This is a genomic window from Rhizobium sp. Leaf306 (assembly GCF_001423425.1).
In the GTDB taxonomy this organism is placed as follows: Bacteria; Pseudomonadota; Alphaproteobacteria; order Rhizobiales; family Rhizobiaceae; genus Neorhizobium; species Neorhizobium soli.
Map to the genome: position 1 here is coordinate 77,406 of NZ_LMNX01000006.1, position 18,210 is coordinate 95,615.

The 18,210-nt window shown below is 59.1% G+C and carries 15 protein-coding genes; 6 read left to right on the plus strand and 9 right to left on the minus strand.

Annotation, left to right across the window (positions count from 1 at the left end):
• Positions 1-63 precede the first annotated feature (63 nt).
• Both ASG19_RS21980 and ASG19_RS21985 read left to right on the plus strand, forming a co-directional pair.
• On the plus strand, positions 64-282 hold the full coding sequence (locus ASG19_RS21980; protein WP_062462846.1) for a DUF1674 domain-containing protein: 219 nt from the start codon (positions 64-66) through the stop codon (positions 280-282).
• A 63-nt stretch (positions 283-345) separates the two neighbouring features.
• A complete protein-coding gene (locus ASG19_RS21985; protein ID WP_062462849.1) occupies positions 346-789 on the plus strand; it encodes a thermonuclease family protein in 444 nt (147 codons plus the stop codon).
• A gap of 304 nt (positions 790-1,093) precedes the next feature.
• On the opposite strand, the gene acs is transcribed toward ASG19_RS21985, so the two are convergent.
• Positions 1,094-3,046 carry an acetate--CoA ligase gene (gene acs, locus ASG19_RS21990; protein ID WP_062462853.1) on the minus strand — a complete coding sequence of 651 codons (1,953 nt, stop codon included), beginning with the start codon at positions 3,044-3,046 and terminating at the stop codon, positions 1,094-1,096.
• A gap of 183 nt (positions 3,047-3,229) precedes the next feature.
• Between acs and ASG19_RS21995 the strand changes: the two genes are divergently transcribed.
• Positions 3,230-3,952: a DUF1013 domain-containing protein gene (locus tag ASG19_RS21995; RefSeq protein WP_062462856.1), complete on the plus strand. Its 723-nt coding sequence runs from the start codon at positions 3,230-3,232 to the stop codon at positions 3,950-3,952.
• 80 nt (positions 3,953-4,032) lie between these two features.
• Here the strand turns inward: ASG19_RS21995 and ASG19_RS22000 are convergent, their stop codons facing one another.
• Together ASG19_RS22000 and ASG19_RS22005 are read right to left on the minus strand one after the other, a co-directional pair.
• Positions 4,033-5,970: a propionyl-CoA synthetase gene (locus ASG19_RS22000; protein ID WP_062462859.1), complete on the minus strand. Its 1,938-nt coding sequence runs from the start codon at positions 5,968-5,970 to the stop codon at positions 4,033-4,035.
• Positions 5,971-6,058: 88 nt separating this feature from the next.
• Positions 6,059-6,718 carry a YggS family pyridoxal phosphate-dependent enzyme gene (locus tag ASG19_RS22005; protein WP_062462862.1) on the minus strand — a complete coding sequence of 220 codons (660 nt, stop codon included), beginning with the start codon at positions 6,716-6,718 and terminating at the stop codon, positions 6,059-6,061.
• A gap of 179 nt (positions 6,719-6,897) precedes the next feature.
• On the opposite strand from ASG19_RS22005, the gene leuS reads away from it, so the two are divergent.
• From leuS to holA, 3 genes are read left to right on the plus strand one after another with little or no spacing between them, the layout of a single operon-like run.
• Positions 6,898-9,534 (plus strand): leucine--tRNA ligase, encoded by a 2,637-nt coding sequence (gene leuS / locus ASG19_RS22010; protein WP_062463052.1) that lies wholly within the window; start codon positions 6,898-6,900, stop codon positions 9,532-9,534.
• On the plus strand, positions 9,527-10,087 hold the full coding sequence (locus ASG19_RS22015; RefSeq protein WP_244476256.1) for a hypothetical protein: 561 nt from the start codon (positions 9,527-9,529) through the stop codon (positions 10,085-10,087). Before leuS ends, ASG19_RS22015 begins: the two co-directional genes overlap by 8 nt.
• Entirely contained in the window at positions 10,075-11,112 is a 1,038-nt protein-coding gene (gene holA / locus ASG19_RS22020; protein WP_062462868.1) for a DNA polymerase III subunit delta, read from the plus strand. The genes ASG19_RS22015 and holA overlap by 13 nt, the downstream gene beginning before the upstream one ends.
• A gap of 18 nt (positions 11,113-11,130) precedes the next feature.
• On the opposite strand, the gene ASG19_RS22025 is transcribed toward holA, so the two are convergent.
• The 6 genes from ASG19_RS22025 to rho form a co-directional block, all read right to left on the minus strand.
• On the minus strand, positions 11,131-12,012 hold the full coding sequence (locus tag ASG19_RS22025; protein ID WP_062462870.1) for a ParB/RepB/Spo0J family partition protein: 882 nt from the start codon (positions 12,010-12,012) through the stop codon (positions 11,131-11,133).
• Positions 12,013-12,049: 37 nt separating this feature from the next.
• Positions 12,050-12,841 (minus strand): ParA family protein, encoded by a 792-nt coding sequence (locus tag ASG19_RS22030; protein ID WP_062462873.1) that lies wholly within the window; start codon positions 12,839-12,841, stop codon positions 12,050-12,052.
• Positions 12,842-12,854: 13 nt separating this feature from the next.
• Complete coding sequence (gene rsmG / locus ASG19_RS22035; RefSeq protein WP_062462876.1) at positions 12,855-13,472, minus strand: 16S rRNA (guanine(527)-N(7))-methyltransferase RsmG; 618 nt, start codon at positions 13,470-13,472, stop codon at positions 12,855-12,857.
• Positions 13,469-15,352, minus strand: a complete 1,884-nt coding sequence (gene mnmG, locus ASG19_RS22040) for a tRNA uridine-5-carboxymethylaminomethyl(34) synthesis enzyme MnmG (protein ID WP_062463055.1) — start codon at positions 15,350-15,352, stop codon at positions 13,469-13,471. Before mnmG ends, rsmG begins: the two co-directional genes overlap by 4 nt.
• Before the next feature lie 37 nt (positions 15,353-15,389).
• Entirely contained in the window at positions 15,390-16,688 is a 1,299-nt protein-coding gene (gene mnmE / locus ASG19_RS22045; protein ID WP_062462879.1) for a tRNA uridine-5-carboxymethylaminomethyl(34) synthesis GTPase MnmE, read from the minus strand.
• Positions 16,689-16,776: 88 nt separating this feature from the next.
• Positions 16,777-18,042: a transcription termination factor Rho gene (gene rho, locus ASG19_RS22050; protein ID WP_092665173.1), complete on the minus strand. Its 1,266-nt coding sequence runs from the start codon at positions 18,040-18,042 to the stop codon at positions 16,777-16,779.
• Positions 18,043-18,210: the final 168 nt, after the last annotated feature.

Here is an 18,210-nt window from a genome sequence, read left to right on the forward strand (position 1 = left end):
TTCAGAACGCCCTATAATGTGGTGAATTCGCTCAGACTTTCAATAAACCATCCGGTGAATGAAATGCAGACGCCCGACAACGACAATAGCGAAACGCAGATCGAGACCGCAGCGCCAAGCAAACCGCTCTCGCCGGCTGCCCAGCGCGCGCTGAAGGAAGCCGAGGAGCGCCGGCAGGCAGCCGCAAAGACGGACACCCCGGAAGAATTCGGCGGCCGCGGCGGCGCCGATCCCGCCCGCTTCGGCGACTGGGAAATCAACGGCCGCGCCATCGATTTCTGAGCGGTAAAACCGTAAGCAAATATTCCTATTGACTTCAACCAATGATCGGAATTTATTCCTTTCATGGTCAGATATCTCGCGCTCATTGCTGTTCTCTTTGGAGCCCCTGCGGCTGAGGCGAGCGCGCGCGAAGAAATCTCGGGACCTGTTGCTGCCGAGATCCTACGCGTCATCGATGGCGATACCATCCTGGTCGAGGCGCGGCCTTGGCCGCAGCAGCGGGTTGAAGTCTATGTCCGCATCAGGGGCATCGATGCGCCGGAGCTCAAGTCGAAGTGCCATTCCGTCCAGCAAGCCGGCGGCGACGCGCGGCAGGCCCTGGAGGCACTGACAAAAGCGTCCGCGACGATCGAGCTCGTCAACATTACCGGAGACAAATATTTCGGCCGCATCGTCGCTGACGTCGTGCTGCCCGATGGCCGCAGCGCTGGCTCGGACCTGCTTCTCGCTGGACTGGTTCAACCCTATGACGGCGGGCGGAAAATGGTGCCGGTCTGTGGTGACTGAGCCTGTATTGGCCGCTTGAGTTAGAGAATACGCACATATACCCTCGCATGCGGGGGTGGAAATGAAGAGATTTGTAATTCTGGTTGCGGCGGTTTTGCTTGGCGCGGGAGCGCAGGCGAAAACCTGCAAGGACGTTTCAAGCTGCGAACAGGCCGTCATCCTCTGGTGCGAGGGGTATAGCCGGGCCGATGCCGACCACGACAGCATCCCGTGCGAAACCGTATGCCATTCGCTGAGAGACGTTCAAGAAATCCAGTCCCAGGTGGGATGCCGGCTACGCTGACATCCCACCTGGGTTATCGGATCAGTCCGCCCTGTTCTGGCGGTTGGCGATCAGATCGTCCACAACGCCTGGATCGGCGAGTGTCGACGTATCTCCCAGTGCACCGAAATCATCCTCGGCAATCTTGCGCAGAATGCGTCGCATGATCTTGCCGGATCGGGTCTTGGGCAGGCCGGGCGAGAACTGGATTTTGTCGGGTGCCGCTATCGGGCCGATCTCCTGGCGCACATGCTTGACCAGCTGCTGGCGAAGCTCCTCCGTCCCCTCGTTGCCCGCCATCAGCGTCACGTAGCAATAGATGCCCTGGCCCTTGATGTTGTGCGGATAGCCGACCACGGCAGCCTCCGACACGAGATTGTGCGACACCAGCGCCGATTCCACTTCCGCCGTACCGAGACGATGGCCGGAGACGTTAAGCACGTCGTCGACGCGGCCCGTGATCCAGTAATAGCCGTCCTCGTCACGCCGGCAGCCGTCGCCGGTGAAGTACTTGCCCTTGTAGGTGGTGAAGTAGGCCTCGACGAAGCGGTCGTGATCGCCGTAGAGCGTGCGCATCTGGCCCGGCCAGCTGTCGATGATGCAGAGATTGCCGTCGGCAGCCCCTTCGAGAACATTGCCTTCATTGTCCACCAGCTGCGGCTGCACGCCGAAAAACGGTTTCGTCGCCGAACCCGGCTTGAGCGCCGTGGCACCCGGGAGCGGGGTGATCATGTGGCCGCCGGTTTCCGTCTGCCACCAGGTATCGACGATCGGGCAGCGCTTGTTTCCGACCACTTCGTGGTACCAGTTCCAGGCTTCCGGATTGATTGGCTCGCCGACCGTTCCCAGCAACCGCAGGCTGGCCCTTGACGACCGCGTCACGAACTCGTCGCCGGCCCCCATCAGCGAACGGATGGCGGTCGGCGCCGTGTAGAAGATGTTGACCTTGTGCTTGTCGACAATTTCCCAGAACCGGCCCTGATCGGGGAAATTCGGCACGCCTTCGAACATCAGCGTTGTCGCGCAGTTCGCGAGCGGTCCGTAGACGAGATAGGAATGCCCGGTCACCCAGCCCACATCGGCCGTGCACCAGTAGATATCCCCATCATGGTAATCGAACGTGTATTCATGCGTCATGGCCGCATAGACGAGATAGCCGCCGGTCGTGTGCAGAACGCCTTTCGGCTTGCCGGTGGAACCGGACGTGTAGAGAATGAACAGCGGGTCTTCCGCCTTCATCTTCACCGGTTCGCAATGCTCTTTCACGGTGGCGATTTCCTGGTGATACCAGAGGTCGCGGCCGGGCGCCCAGTTCGTCTTGCCGCCGGTACGGCGGACGACCAGAACCTTGTTGACCGTGACATACTGCTTGGCTGCGATGCGGATAGCGGTATCGGTATTTTCCTTGAGCGGCACCGGTTTGCCGCCGCGCACGCCCTCGTCACAGGTGATCACGAATGTCGACTGGCAGTCGATGATGCGGCCAGCCAGCGCTTCCGGCGAAAATCCGCCGAACACGACCGAATGAACCGCGCCGATACGGGCGCAGGCCAGCATCGCATAGGCTGCCTCCGGGATCATCGGCATGTAGATCGTCACCCGGTCGCCCTTCTTGACGCCGTGCTTCTTCAGCACGTTCGCCATGCGGCAGACCTGATCGTAGAGCTGGTTGTAGGTGATCTTCTTGTCGATATACGGGTTGTCACCTTCCCAGATGATCGCAGTGCGCTCGCCATGCGTCTTCAGGTGCCGATCGATGCAATTGTAGGAAACGTTGGTCTGGCCATCCTCGAACCACTTGATCGAGACCTTGCCCTTGAACGACGTGTTTTTTACCTTGGTGAAAGGCTTGAACCAGTCGATCCGCTTGCCATGCTTGCCCCAGAACTTGTCGGGGTTTTCAATGCTTTCCTCATACCACTTGTCATACTTGTCCTTGTCGATGAGCGCCTTTGCCTTGGTGGCTTTCTCGACCGGATAAATTTTTTCGGACATGTGCTCCTCCCTGCTTTCACCCATATCTAACACTTGGAACATGGGCCGCAATTAGACAAAGGGTAAGGTGCTGGACGATTTGCAATTCCGACGCAAATCGAATATAGGGCAATAAATTCCCGGAAATTGTGGTTGATACCCACGCCCGCGACACCGGCGCGGACGGACAGAGGAACTATATCTATGGCTCAAACACTGCTCATGCCGAAAGCGACAGCCGTCTGGCTCGTCGACAACACCGCGCTTTCGTTCGACCAGATCGCCCAGTTCTGCAAACTTCACCCGCTTGAGGTGAAGGCGATTGCAGACGGCGAAGCAGCGCAGGGTATCAAGGGCCTCGACCCGATCGCCACCGGCCAGCTGTCCCGCGACGAGATCGAACGCGCTGAAAAGGATATCAACTACAAGCTCAAGCTTTCCGAGCCGAAAGTTCGCGTTCCTGAATCCAAGCGCCGCGGCCCGCGTTACACGCCGGTCTCGAAGCGCCAGGATCGCCCCAACGCCATTCTCTGGCTGGTGCGCAATCACGCGGAACTGAAGGACGCGCAGATTTCGCGCCTCGTCGGCACCACCAAGTCGACCATCGAGCAGATCCGCGAGCGCACCCACTGGAACGCCGCAAACCTGGCGCCGATGGACCCGGTCACGCTCGGCCTCTGCAGCCAGATCGATCTCGACCTTGAAGTCGAAAAGGCCTCGAAGGGTCGTCCGCTGCCCACCGCTGCCGAACTCGGTGCATCCCTGCAGCCGGCTGCAGAAGCCGAAAACATCGGCTTCGGCGGTTTCCGCAGCGAACGTGAAGAAGAGAAGGAAAAGGAAATCGATGCGAACGCCGTGTTCGCCAAGCTTTCCTCCCTCAAGTCGACCCGCAAGGACGACGACGAAGAAGACGACGGCCGCTTCTAAGCCGCGATCTTCGAGATACGATTTTACGAAAGCCCTGGGCCACAGCCCGGGGCTTTTTATTTGGGCGCTCAGTCGCCAGCCTAGGTGTCGCCTGTGCGCGATACAGCCCGCATGCCCCCTCCATAGCCTTTCGCGGTGAGCGCGGCTGTCACCGCATCCAGTGCGCCCGGATCCTCGATCGTTGCCGGCATGGTCCAGGGCATCCCGTCCGCGATTTTCTGCATCGTGCCCCGCAGGATTTTGCCCGAGCGTGTTTTGGGCAGTTTCGGCACAATCATGACCGTCTTGAACGCGGCGACCGGGCCGATCTGCGAGCGCACCATTTCTGCGACTTCCGACGAGATCTTCTCCGTTTCCCGTGAAACATTGTGCTTCAGGACAAGGAAGCCGCAGGGGATCTGCCCCTTCACCGTATCGCTGATGCCGATCACGGCGCATTCCGCCACATCAGGATGTTTCGCACAGACCTCTTCCATCGAGCCGGTCGAAAGGCGATGCCCGGCGCAGTTGATGATGTCATCCGTGCGCGCCATCACGAAGACATAGCCGTCCTCGTCGATCACGCCTGCATCTGCGGTCGTATAGTACCCAGGGAAGGTGCTGAGACAGGTCTCGCGGAAACGCTCATCTGCGCTCCAGAAGGTCGGCAGGCATCCGGGCGGCAGCGGCAGCCGGATGGCGAGGTTGCCGAGCGTCCCCGCCGGCACCGGCAGTCCGGAATCATCAAGAACATCGATGGCGTAGCCGGGCATCGGTCGTGTGGGAGATCCGTGCTTGAACGGCATCAGCCCCAGCCCCATCGGATTGGCAGCAATCGGCCAGCCGGTCTCGGTCTGCCACCAGTGGTCGATCACCGGCACTTTCAGCTTCTGTTCCGCCCATTTCAGCGTTTCCGGATCCGCCCTTTCGCCGGCCAGAAAAAGAGCGCGCAGACCATTGAGATCGTAATGCGCCATGAGCTCGCCGTCCGGGTCTTCGCGGCGGATAGCGCGGAACGCCGTTGGCGCCGTGAAGAAGACCTTGACGTCATGGTCGGCGATGACGCGCCAGAAGGTCCCTGCATCCGGTGTTCCGACGGGCTTTCCCTCGAAGATGACGCTGGTATTGCCGGCAAGCAGCGGCGCGTAGACGATATAGGAGTGACCGACCACCCAGCCGATATCGGACGCGGTCCAGAACACCTCGCCCGGCTTGATCCCGAAAATATTCGGCATACTCCAGGCGAGCGCCACCATGTAACCGCCGTTGTCGCGCACCACGCCCTTAGGCTTTCCCGTCGTACCGGATGTGTAGAGAATGTAGAGCGGATCGGTTGATTTGACCGCCACGCATTCGATATCCCGCCCAAGCGCCTTGCCGACCAGATCGGCAAAGTCTAGCTCGCCCTTTTCCGGCCTGAGCTGGGCTTGCAATTCCGGCCTCTGCACGATGAGGCAGTGCTCCGGCTTCACGGTTGCGAGCTCGATTGCCTTGTCGAGCAGCGGCTTGTAGGCGACGACCCGACCGGGCTCCAGTCCGCAGCTCGCGGAGATAACGAGTTTCGCCTGTGAATCGTTGAGACGTGCTGCCAGTTCCTGTGCCGCGAAACCGCCGAACACCACGGAATGCACAGCACCGATCCGCGCGCAGGCGAGCATCGAGAAGATCGCTTCCGGCACCATCGGCATGTAGATGACGACCCGGTCGCCGTAACCGACGCCGAGATCGCGCATGACAGTTGCAATCGCCTTCACCTCCGCCAGAACCTCGGCATAGGTGAAGGACCGTTGCGCACCGGTCATCGCGCTGTCGTGGATGAAGGCGAGCCGATCGCCGTTACCCGCCGCGACATGGCGGTCGAGGCAATTGTAGCAGGTGTTGGTTTCACCCCCCACGAACCACCGACCATAGACACCGGCATTGGCATCAAAGACCGCGTCCGGTTCTTTGAACCAGTCGATCGCCTCTGACGCGGACTTCCAGAAGGCCTCTGGGTTGTTTTCCCAGCTGCTGTAAACGTCGAAATATTGGCTTTGCATCTGTACCTCCCAACACAACCGCATAGCCTGATCGGGCGAGTGTAGGGGAGGGACGATCGGGCGGGAAGCCCGACCAACGGGTTAGACTTCAGCGCGCGCCGAAGATTGCCGAACCGACTCGCACGCTGGTGGCGCCAAATTCCACCGCCGTCTCGAAATCGCCGGACATGCCCATGGAAAGCTTGTCCACGCCGCATTCTTTGGCAAGCTTGGCCAGAAGCGCGAAATGCGGTCCCGGATTTTCATCCGCCGGCGGAATGCACATCAGCCCTTCGACGGCGAGCCCCAGTTCGTTTCGGCAAAGCGCGACGAACGCCACCGTCTCTTTCGGCTCGATGCCTGCCTTTTGCGGTTCGAGTCCGGTATTCACCTGCACATAGAGCTTCGGCGACTTGCCCTGCTTAGCCATTTCGTCTGCCAGGGCTCGTGCAATCTTCTCGCGGTCCACCGTCTCGATCACGTCGAACAGAGCCACCGCATCGGCCGCCTTGTTGGATTGCAGCGGACCGATCAGATGCAGCGTGATGCCCGGCGTCTCCGCCTTGAGCTCCGGCCACTTGCCCTGACTCTCCTGCACCCGGTTTTCGCCGAACACACGCTGGCCCGACGCGATGACCGGCCTAATGTCACCGGCATCGAATGTCTTGGAGACAGCGACGAGCGAGACAGAGCCCGCGGAGCGATTGGCCGTCTCTTCCGCCTTGCCGATCCTTGTCCTGACTTCCTGGAGCCGTTCTTCGACGCTCATTGTCCGTCACCTTTCGCTATTCTTGTGATGCAAGCGATTAAAGCCCATATGAGGCTCTGCCAAGGGCATGTCCCATCAAAGTTTGGCACGTGTCAGGCCTCAAAAACTTGACGCTTGCGGCCATTCATGGTGAAGGTCTGCCCGACTCCTATATCCTGATTTCCCGGAATATCATCCAGATGGCGACTGAACGTTACAACCCGCGCGATGCCGAGCCCCGTTGGCAGCAGACCTGGAACGAGGCGAAGGTTTTCGAAACCGACAATGCCGATCCGCGGGAAAAGTATTACGTCCTCGAGATGTTCCCCTATCCGTCCGGCCGCATTCACATGGGTCACGTGCGCAATTATGCGATGGGTGACGTTGTCGCCCGCTACAAGCGCGCCCGCGGCTTCAACGTTCTGCACCCGATGGGCTGGGACGCGTTCGGCATGCCGGCAGAAAACGCCGCGCGTGACAACAAGACCCACCCGAAGGCCTGGACCTACCAGAACATCGAATCCATGAAAAAGCAGCTGAAGGCGATGGGCCTTTCGCTGGACTGGTCGCGCGAGTTCGCCACCTGCGACGTGGCATATTACCAGCAGCAGCAGCACCTCTTCCTCGACATGATGGAAAAGGGCCTGGTCTATCGCAAGCAATCCAAGGTCAACTGGGATCCGGTCGACCAGACGGTTCTGGCCAACGAGCAGGTGATCGACGGTCGCGGCTGGCGTTCGGGCGCGCTGGTCGAGCAGCGCGAGCTTGTGCAGTGGTTCTTCAAGATCACCGATTTCAGCCAGGATCTGCTCGACGAGCTGGATAACCTGGACCAGTGGCCTGAAAAGGTCCGCCTGATGCAGAAAAACTGGATCGGCCGCTCCGAAGGCATGACCCTGCGCTGGGAAATCGTAGCGGAAACCGCACCCGCCGGCGTCGACAAGGACGTAACGGTCTATACGACTCGTCCCGACACGCTGTTCGGCGCATCGTTCCTGGCGATCGCTGCCGACCATCCGCTGGCGAAGGCCGCGGCTGCGAACAACCCTGAGATCGAATCCTTCGCCGAGGAATGCCGGCGGCAGGGCACGTCTCTCGCTGCGCTGGAAACGGCCGAGAAAAAGGGCATCGACACAGGCGTCCGCGTCAAGCATCCGCTCGATCCCTCGTGGGAACTGCCGGTCTATGTCGCGAACTTCGTGCTGATGGAATACGGCACAGGCGCAATCTTCGGCTGCCCGGCCGGCGACCAGCGCGACCTGGATTTTGCCCGCAAATACAATCTTCCAGTCGTTGCCGTGGTGATGCCCAGGGATGGTGATGCCGCCACGTTTGAGATCGGCGATACCGCTTTCGTCGACGACGGCGTGATGATCAATTCCCGCTTCCTGGACGGCAATTCCACGGACGAAGCGTTTCAGATCATTGCCGATAGGCTGTCCGAACAGACGCTCGGCAATGCACCGCAGGGCGAGCGCAAGGTGAACTTCCGCCTGCGCGACTGGGGCATTTCCCGCCAGCGCTACTGGGGTTGCCCGATCCCGGTCATCCATTGCGAAGTCTGCGGCGTCGTGCCGGTGCCGAAGAAGGACCTGCCGGTGCAGTTGCCCGACGACGTCACCTTCGACCTGCCGGGCAACCCGCTCGACCGCCACCCGACCTGGCGCCATGTCAGCTGCCCGAAATGCGGCCACGATGCCCGTCGCGAGACGGACACGATGGATACGTTTGTCGATTCCAGCTGGTATTTCACGCGCTTCACAGCCCCTTGGCTGAACGAGCCGACAAACCCGGCCGTTGCCGATCACTGGCTGCCGGTCGATCAGTATATCGGCGGCATCGAGCACGCGATCCTGCATCTGCTCTATTCGCGCTTCTTCACCCGTGCCATGCGCGAGACCGGCCATGTGGCCGTGAAGGAACCGTTCAAGGGCCTGTTCACGCAAGGCATGGTCGTGCACGAAACCTACCGTCTCGGCGAGTCCGGCCAGAACGGTGAATGGGTCGCCCCCGCCGATATCCGTATCGAGGAAGTCGACGGCAAGCGCACTGCGACGCTGCTGACAAGCGGCGCCGACGTCACCATCGGCTCGATCGAAAAAATGTCGAAGTCGAAAAAGAACGTCGTCGATCCCGATGACATTATCGCATCCTACGGCGCCGATACGGCCCGCTTCTTCGTTCTGTCCGATAGCCCGCCGGATCGCGACGTGATCTGGTCGGAAGCGGGTGTCGAAGGTGCCTACCGCTTTACCCAGCGCCTGTGGCGCCTGATTTCTGAAGCTGCCGAAAACCTCAAAACGGTCGATCCGACTCCGGCTAAGGATGGTGATGGACTGGCAATCTCGCAGCTTGCCCACAAGACGCTGCAGGCCGTTCAGGGCGATCTCGACAAGCTGTCCTTCAACAAGGCCGTGGCCCGCATCTACGAACTGGTCAACGCGCTTGCAGCGCCGCTGACCGATGTTGCAGCCGGCAAGGGCGACGCCGCCTACCGTGCCGCTGTTCGCAACGCCTCGGAAATCCTCATCCAGATCGTCGCGCCAATGACGCCGCATCTGGCCGAGGAATGCTGGGCCGTGCTCGGCAATGGCGAGATGGTATCAACAACTGCATGGCCACAGTTCGACCAGGCTCTCGTGGTTGAAAACGACGTCACGATGCCGGTCCAGATCAACGGCAAGAAGCGCGCCGAATTGACAATCGCGCGCGACGCGGATCAAACTGCCGTCGAGGCTGCAGCCCTCGCACTCGACGTGGTAAAAGCCGCTCTCGATGGCAAGCCACCGAAGAAGATCATCGTCGTCCCACAGAGGATCGTGAACATTGTTGCCTGATCGTTCATTCCGCCGCTTTGGCATCGCACTTGGCATCGCCGGCCTTGCCCTTCTGGCGGGATGCCAGGCACGGCCTCTCTATTCCGAACAGGAAAGCACCGGTCAGAAGCTCGCATCCGTGGAGTTTGCGGATCCGAAGACCCGTATCGAGCAGGTGATCCGCAACAATCTCGTCTTCCTCACCGGTCATGGTGCAGGCGAGACGGCGCATCCGCTCTACGAAGTGAAGATGACGGCCACGAGCTCCGCCTCGAGCATTCTCGACCTTACCAGCGACGATGACACCGTGTCTGTCAGCAACATCCCTGTTGCCGGCCGCGTTCAGGTGGATGTCACCTATACGCTGACCCGTATCAGCGACAGCAAGATCCTGAAATCGGCCAAGCGCGAAGTTGTCGCCTTGATCGATGTCCCGGGACAGAGCTTTGCAAAATTGCGCGCAATCCGCGACGCTGAAAACCGTGCTGCCCGCGAGACAGCCGAGTTCCTGCGTGGTGAAATCGCCATTGCCCTTGCCCGCGAGCCCCAGTCGCCTCCCGTATGGCAGAAATAAAATCCCACGAGTTCGACCGGTTTCTTGACAAGTCGGTCGGCCTCTTCAAGATCTTCGTCATCTATGGGCCCGATCGCGGGCTCGTTTCCGAGCGGGCTGCGCAGATCGCAGCCAAGACCGGTGTCGCGCAGGACGACCCATTCGCGATGCTCAAGCTTGATGTATCCGATCTCCAGGGCGATCCCGGCCGTCTTCTCGATGAGGTCAACTCACTCGGCCTTTTCGGAGGCGCCAAGCTCGTCTGGCTCCGTGGCGCAATGAACGAGAAGCCGCTGCTGGATGCCATGCAGGCGCTCGCCAAGGATGAGCCTCCCGCCAATATCTTGATCATCGAGGCTGGTGACCTGAAGAAGGGCAGCGGCCTTCGCAAGGTGGTGGAGCCGGTCCGCTCCATCGCCGTCATTCCCTGCTATGCGGACGATGCACGGGCCCTTGCTGGCCTGATCGATACCGAACTGTCGGCCGAAGGCCTCACCATCAGCGGCGCTGCCCGCCAGCGCCTGATGGAGCTTCTCGGCGGCGATCGAATCGCATCCCGCAACGAAGTGAAGAAGCTGGCGCTCTATTGTCGCGGTGCGGGGACTGTTACCGAAGATCACGTCGATGAAATCATCGGCGATGCGAGCAGCGTCTCCGCGGACGAGGCCGTCGACGCCATTCTCTCCGGGGACGTAGCGTCTCTTCAGCGCGCTTTTCAGAAGGTGTTGGTATCCAAGACGCCGATCTTTCTGATCCTGCAATCCTGCCTCAGACAGTTCCAGTTGCTGGATGTGATGCGGGCGGAAATGGACGACAAGAAGCTGCAGGCCGCACAGGTCATGATGACGCTCGGCCGCCATATCCATTTCAAGCGCAAGCCGATTATCGAAAAGGCGCTGCGATCCTGGACCGCGGCGGCACTTGCCCGCGAAACCGAGCGCCTGCAGGCGGCCGTCCTTCAGTCCCGGCAGAGACAGAGTCTCGAGCCCAGCATCGCCTTCCACAGCCTGATGGCAATCGCGATACAGTCATCGCGATATCGCTGAAGACGATCTGGGAAGGCGCTAACCGCGCCGCTCCAGCAACCGGCAAACCTCTTCAAGCTGCTCGAGATTGCGGTAGTTGATCCGAACCTGGCCGCTGCCCCCGCGGTGATTGATCTTCACATCCAATCCGAGAGCATCGGTCAACGTGCGCTCCAAGGCCAGCGTATCAGAATCTTTTTCGACCGACTTGGTTTCAAGCTGGGGCATGCCCTGGGACTTGATATCGTTTTGAGCAAGCCGCTCTGCATCGCGTACCGACATGCCTTTGGACACGATCGTGCGCGCGAGGGACGAGGGATCAGACGTGGTGATCAAGGCACGCGCGTGACCAGCCGAAAGGCTTCCGGCAGACAGCATGTCGCGAACCGGGTCCGGCAATTTCAGTAGGCGAAGGCTGTTTGCGACGTGACTGCGGCTCTTGCCGATGATTTCACCCAGATCGTTCTGGGTATAGCCATGTTCGGCAATCAACTGCTCGTAACCGAGCGCCTCTTCGAGCGGATTGAGGTCGGACCGCTGAACGTTTTCAACGATTGCTATTTCAAGTGCAGTCCGATCGTCTACGTCGCGGACGATGACCGGGATCTCAGTCAGTCCCGCCAGTTGCGCTGCACGCCACCGCCGCTCACCGGCAATGATCTCAAGGCGACCGTCGACTGTCCGAACAACGACCGGCTGGACAATGCCATGCTGCCTGATCGAGCTGGCGAGATCCTGCAGCTCGGCCTCATCGAAATGGCGCCTGGGGTTTTTGGGACTGCGCGAAACATGCTCGATCGGCACCATACGGTCTGGATTGACGTTTTTCGCAGGTGTATTGACCTGCACAGGCTGATCCATCTCACCGATAAGCGCAGCAAGCCCGCGGCCCAGCCGCCTTTTCGAGGGATCTTCGTTCATCCTGTCACCTGTTATTTCGCGTAATCAAAGAAGGGTTTCAAGCCGCCTTGCGCCGACGTTCCCGCTGGATCACCTCGGAGGCGAGCTGGAGGTAGGCCTGGCTCCCAGCGCATTTGAGATCGTAAAGAATAGCCGGCTTACCATATGAAGGCGCTTCGGATACCCGAACGTTGCGCGGAATCAGCGTGTGGTACACCTTATCACCGAGATATGTCCTGACGTCGCTGACGACCTGTTGGGCCAGATTGTTGCGCGCATCGAACATCGTCAGAACGATACCCTGGATATCGAGCAGAGGATTGACCGTCCGGCGGACCTGGTCAACCGTTTCGAGGAGCTGGCTCAAACCCTCGAGCGCAAAGAACTCGCACTGCAGAGGTACGAGCACCGAATGCGCTGCGGCCATCGCATTCATCGTCAGCAGATTGAAAGAGGGTGGGCAGTCGACGAGGATATAAGAGTATGCACGCGCGACATCAGTATCAAGCGCCCGCTTTAACCGGAAAGCGCGGTCCGTGGCCTGCGAAATCTCCATCTCGAAACCGAGAAGATCCATGGTGGAGGGAACGATGGACAGGTTCGGAACAGCAGTCGGAACGGCAGTTTCGCCAACATCGCTTTCACCCATCAGCACGTCATAAGACGAATGAACGCGATCCTTGCGGTTAATACCGAGGCCAGTGCTGGCGTTTCCCTGAGGATCAAGGTCGATGATGAGGACGTTTTCGCCGATTGCGGCGAGCGCCGTCGCCAGGTTGATCGCTGTCGTCGTCTTACCGACGCCGCCTTTTTGATTAGCGATGGTAATAATACGGTTCTTTTCGAACATATCGCACCTGACTTTACGGGTCCTTGCGTCGGAGGTTGCTGATCTCAAGAATAACCGAGTCCTGCTCGACAACGCTTTGGTGTTCTAGCAGATCGAAATCCCAGCGACTACGGGCTTCGCTGACTTCACGGCGATAATCCCGGCCTTTGTGGAAGAAGCCTCTGGCTTCCGTCTCGACCATCCAATCGGAGGAATAGCATAGAAGTTGGTCAAGATCAGCCAGAGCGCGAGCGGAAACGCGCTGGCATTCAGGCAACTCATGTGCCGCCTGCTCGATCCGGAGAGGGTGAACCGAACCCCGAGCTCCGGTTTCGTTTAGAGCGACGCGGAGGAAAGCAGCCTTTTTATGGTTGCTTTCGACCAAGTGAACCCAACCATCTTCAAGCTCAGCGAGGAAAATCGAGGTCACGATTCCTGGAAAGCCACCGCCCGAGCCAAGATCGATCCATTTTGATGGCCCCGGGGATAGTTGAAAGATTTGCGCACTATCAGCGATATGGCGCTGCCAAATCTCGTTCAGGGTCGAGGGAGCGACAAGGTTGATTGTTTTCGCCCACTTGGAGAAGAGCGTAGCAAAATGCTCAAGCCTCTCCTGCGTTTCACGTGAAACACTTCTGCCGTTTAACATCATGCCGAGACTCGTTTTACGCGATCCGCGACCGCGGCTTCTTTTTTTACAAGCGCAAGAATAAGTGCCAACGCTGCCGGCGTCATACCGTCAACTTTTGCGGCCTGCGCCATATTGCTGGGCTGATGCTTCGCGAGCTTTATTCGTAGCTCGTTTGAAAGACCGGGCACTGTAGAATAATCGAAGGACAGGGGGATGGTTTTTGACTCATCGCGGATCGTTGAGCCAATATCTGCAGCCTGTCTATTCATGTAGACAGAGTAGGTGGATTCGATCTCGAGAGCTTCCGCTACCTTCGCATTGACTTCATGGAGTTCTCCCCAGACACCGGCCAGACCAGCCATCGATTGGTTGGGGTAGGCGAGCAGCTCGTACGCCGTACGCCGCTGGCCGTCCTGGTTGAGGGACAATCCGTGAGCTGCACCCTGTTTAGGCGTCAGCGAGAGGGATTTCAGCATCGCACGGGTTTCGTCGACTGCTTTGGAGTAGGCCGCGAAGTTCGCTGCACGATCTGCGCCCACGCAGCCCAGTTCAATGCCCTTCTGAGTGAGCCTGATATCGGCGTTGTCGGCTCGTAGCGAAAGACGGTATTCAGCACGTGATGTAAACATCCGATAAGGTTCCGTCACGCCCTTCGACGTGAGGTCATCGACCATGACACCGATATAGGATTCGGCTCGGCTGAACGGCTCCGGCTGGCCGCCCGAAGCCGTGACCGCTGCTGAAAGGCCAGCGACCATTCCTTGCGCGGCGGCTTCCTCGTAACCCGTCGTGCCATTTATCTGGCCAGCCAGGAACAGCCCCGGCAATTTCTTGACTTCCAGCGTGGGTGTCAATTCCCGAGGATCAACATAGTCATACTCGATCGCATAGCCGGGCTGAATAATCTCGACCTGCTCGAGGCCCGGGATAGTGCGGATGAAAGCTTCCTGGACTGATGCGGGGAGGGACGTCGATATTCCATTTGGATAAACAGTTGGATCATCAAGCCCTTCGGGCTCTAGGAAGATCTGGTGCCCGTCACGCTCACCGAACCGCACGATCTTGTCTTCGATTGACGGACAATAACGCGGGCCCACGCCCTCGATCTGGCCGGAATACATTGCGGACAGGTGGATGTTGTCGGAGATGATCCGATGGGTCGCCTCGTTCGTGCGGGTCACTCCACAGCTGATCTGCGGCGTTACGATTTTATCGGTCATGAACGAGAATGGAACTGGCTGCTCATCGGCTTCCTGCTTGTCAAGCTGGTCCCAAGCGATGGTCCGCCCATCAAGCCGTGCCGGTGTACCGGTTTTCAGGCGCCCCAGGGCAACGCCAAGTCCAAGAAGCGTCGCTGATAGCCCGAGCGATGGTTCCTCACCCACCCGACCGGCCGGTATCTTTTCCTGCCCGATATGAATAAGCCCGCGCAGGAACGTACCGGTCGTGAGTACAGCCGTTCCGCATCCGAATCGACGGCCATCCCTCATGATGACAGCTGACACTCGACCAGTGTCCGTGATGAGGTCGAATGCGTCACCCTCGATGACAGTGAGGCTCAGGTGATTGAAGATTTCCTTCTGCATCGCTTCACGGTAAAGGCGCCGGTCGGCCTGCGTACGGGGACCACGAACGGCGGGACCCTTTTTCCGGTTGAGCAAACGGAACTGGATTCCAGAAACGTCTGCGACGCGGCCCATCAGACCGTCAAGCGCATCGACCTCGCGCACGAGGTGACCTTTGCCCAGCCCGCCGATCGCGGGATTGCAGGACATGACACCAATCGTTTCACGTTTGTGGGTGATTAAGGCCGTCCTCGCGCCCATCCGCGCCGCAGCGCTCGCGGCCTCGCAACCGGCATGACCACCACCAATGACGATGACATCGAAATTTTGGTCCATATTCATTGTCCCACGTCAGCCGAGTGTTTCACGTGAATCATTTTCCGATACAGAACTGCGAGAAGATAACATCCAGCAACTGCTCGACATCGACGCGGCCCGTAATGCGCCCCAAGGCGGATGCGGCTGCTCGAAGGCTTTCGGCTCTCAAGTCAAGTTCCGTGCCGTTTAACGCCTCTGCGATAAAATTGGAAGCATCTTTCAGTGCGTCGACTTGCCGAGCTCTGTTCGGAACCAGCGAACCGGTCCACAGCGCTGTGATCTTTCGGAGGATGGTCTCCCTGAGGAGCTCGAGCCCGTCGCCAGTTTTTGTTGAGATGCAAAGGTCAAAGTCGTCCGAAGGTGCGTGCGCATCCAGCTTCGTTCCGACAGTCAGAACGTTAGCGTGACTAAACTCATGGTTTTGTAACGCCGGCGAATCGATCTCGTTGAGAGAGAGGATCATGTCGGCTTGCTCGATCGCAACACGGGCCCGACGGATCCCTTCGACTTCGACAATATCGTCGCTTTCCCGCAGGCCAGCCGTATCGAAGAACCGGACGAGATAACCCGATATATCGAGATCGACGTGCAGGATATCCCGGGTCGTTCCAGCACGTTCCGTCACAATCGCCACATCCCGATTCGCAAGCGCGTTTAAAAGGCTGCTTTTGCCCGCGTTCGGAGGTCCGGCGATGACGATCTTGTAGCCATCCCGGATGATTTCGCCAGACTTTGCGGTTTCCAGATGCTGGAGAAGTTCCAGATAAATCTGTCCCACCTCGCTCCAGACCCGCTCCGATACGGAACCCGGCACGTCGTCCTCGTCAGCGAAATCCAGCTCGGCCTCGATCAGAGCACGCGACCGCGTCAGACGCTCAGCCCAGTCGATATAGAGCGCTGACTGGCCGCCAAAGCTTTGCTCGACCGCAAGACGGCGCTGCATTTCCGTTTCGGCAGAGATGAGATCCGCAAGACCTTCAATCTCGACCAGATCCAGCTTACCGTTCTCAAACGCTCGCCTTGAAAACTCTCCCGCCTCGGCCAACCTCAGTCCGTCGATTTGCTCGAGCTCCAGGATGAGAGCTGTAACAACGGCGCGGCTGCCATGCACATGCAGTTCGACGCAGTCTTCTCCCGTAAACGAGTTTGGCCCCGGGAAGCCGACCACCAGTCCCTGATCGATGATCGCGCCGTTTCGGCCGCGAATCGTTCTGAGCGATGCTTTACGGTCTGTCGCTAAACGACCAGCAAGCGTCTCAGCCGCGGTGAAGGCTTGGTTGCCGCTTAGCCTGATAACGGCGAGACCTGCGGGCAGTGCTCCACTCGAAAGGGCAAAGATCGTATCAGGGTTCATGGTGCGGCTTTCCGACTGTGTCCCAGAAACTCGAAAGCGCCCGTCTTTATGACGAGCGCCTCTCGGTAGCAGTGAATCCGGCTAAGGATCAGGTGTTCATCGAGTCGAAGAAGTCGCTGTTGCTCTTGGTCTGCTTCAGCTTGTCGATCAGGAACTCGATTGCATCCGTCGTTCCCATCGGCGCAAGAATGCGACGGAGAACAAAGATCTTCTGCAGGTCCTGGCGCTGGACGAGGAGGTCTTCCTTGCGCGTGCCGGATTTCAGAATATCCATGGCCGGGAAGATGCGCTTGTCGGCAACCTTTCGGTCGAGCACGATTTCCGAGTTGCCGGTCCCCTTGAACTCTTCGAAGATGACTTCGTCCATACGACTGCCCGTATCGATCAGCGCCGTAGCGATGATTGTCAGCGAGCCGCCTTCTTCAATATTACGGGCGGCACCGAAGAAGCGCTTCGGGCGCTGCAGGGCGTTGGCATCCACACCACCGGTCAGAACCTTGCCGGATGACGGAACGACCGTGTTGTAGGCGCGGCCGAGACGGGTGATGGAGTCGAGCAGAATGACGACATCGCGGCCGTGTTCGACGAGGCGCTTCGCCTTCTCGATGACCATTTCCGCAACCTGAACGTGGCGGATGGCGGGTTCGTCGAAGGTCGAGGAAACAACTTCGCCCTTCACCGAGCGCTGCATGTCCGTCACTTCTTCCGGCCGCTCGTCGATCAGGAGAACGATGAGATAGCACTCGGGGTGGTTTGCCGTAATCGAATGCGCGATGTTCTGCAAGAGAACGGTCTTACCCGTGCGCGGCGGCGCGACGATCAGGCCGCGCTGGCCCTTGCCGAGCGGTGCGACGAGATCGATCACGCGCGCCGAATTGTCCTTCGACGTCGGGACGTCGAGTTCCATCTTGAAGCGCTCATTCGGGTAGAGCGGCGTCAGATTGTCGAAATGCACCTTGTGGCGGATTTTTTCCGGGTCGTCGAAGTTGATCGTGTTGACCTTTAGCAGCGCGAAATAGCGCTCGCCTTCCTTCGGCCCGCGGATCGGTCCCTCGACGGTGTCGCCGGTCTTCAGCGAAAAGCGGCGGATCTGCGAGGGAGAGATGTAGATATCATCCGGGCCAGGCAGGTAATTGGCGTTGGCCGAACGGAGAAATCCGAAGCCATCCTGCAGAACTTCAACGACACCTTCGCCGATGATCTCGACATCCTGGCTGGCCAGAATCTTGAGAATCGCAAACATCAATTCCTGCTTGCGCATGGTGCTGGCGTTTTCCACCTCCAGCGATTCGGCGAATGTCAGCAAATCGGTCGGCGATTTGCTCTTGAGTTCTTGAAGCTTCATTTCAGCCATGAAGAGGGGACCATATTCAGAATTTTTTGGGGAAACAGGCGTGTCGGTGAAATTCGCTACCGCGGAAGACACCGGGGTAGGACAGACGATTACACACATGCCACGAGATGAGATGGCTGGGAAAATAGCTGTTCACGAGCACGCCTGCAAGGGGGAGGGGCAGGCGGA

What these genes read in the sequence shown, in the direction of transcription:
- ASG19_RS21980 (WP_062462846.1), top strand. Translation starts at nt 64, where the DNA reads ATGCAGACGCCCGACAACGACAATAGCGAAACGCAGATCGAGACCGCA.
- ASG19_RS21985 (WP_062462849.1), top strand. Translation starts at nt 346, where the DNA reads ATGGTCAGATATCTCGCGCTCATTGCTGTTCTCTTTGGAGCCCCTGCG.
- acs (WP_062462853.1), bottom strand. Translation starts at nt 3,046, where the DNA reads ATGTCCGAAAAAATTTATCCGGTCGAGAAAGCCACCAAGGCAAAGGCG.
- ASG19_RS21995 (WP_062462856.1), top strand. Translation starts at nt 3,230, where the DNA reads ATGGCTCAAACACTGCTCATGCCGAAAGCGACAGCCGTCTGGCTCGTC.
- ASG19_RS22000 (WP_062462859.1), bottom strand. Translation starts at nt 5,970, where the DNA reads ATGCAAAGCCAATATTTCGACGTTTACAGCAGCTGGGAAAACAACCCA.
- ASG19_RS22005 (WP_062462862.1), bottom strand. Translation starts at nt 6,718, where the DNA reads ATGAGCGTCGAAGAACGGCTCCAGGAAGTCAGGACAAGGATCGGCAAG.
- leuS (WP_062463052.1), top strand. Translation starts at nt 6,898, where the DNA reads ATGGCGACTGAACGTTACAACCCGCGCGATGCCGAGCCCCGTTGGCAG.
- holA (WP_062462868.1), top strand. Translation starts at nt 10,075, where the DNA reads ATGGCAGAAATAAAATCCCACGAGTTCGACCGGTTTCTTGACAAGTCG.
- ASG19_RS22025 (WP_062462870.1), bottom strand. Translation starts at nt 12,012, where the DNA reads ATGAACGAAGATCCCTCGAAAAGGCGGCTGGGCCGCGGGCTTGCTGCG.
- ASG19_RS22030 (WP_062462873.1), bottom strand. Translation starts at nt 12,841, where the DNA reads ATGTTCGAAAAGAACCGTATTATTACCATCGCTAATCAAAAAGGCGGC.
- rsmG (WP_062462876.1), bottom strand. Translation starts at nt 13,472, where the DNA reads ATGATGTTAAACGGCAGAAGTGTTTCACGTGAAACGCAGGAGAGGCTT.
- mnmG (WP_062463055.1), bottom strand. Translation starts at nt 15,352, where the DNA reads ATGGACCAAAATTTCGATGTCATCGTCATTGGTGGTGGTCATGCCGGT.
- mnmE (WP_062462879.1), bottom strand. Translation starts at nt 16,688, where the DNA reads ATGAACCCTGATACGATCTTTGCCCTTTCGAGTGGAGCACTGCCCGCA.
- rho (WP_092665173.1), bottom strand. Translation starts at nt 18,042, where the DNA reads ATGGCTGAAATGAAGCTTCAAGAACTCAAGAGCAAATCGCCGACCGAT.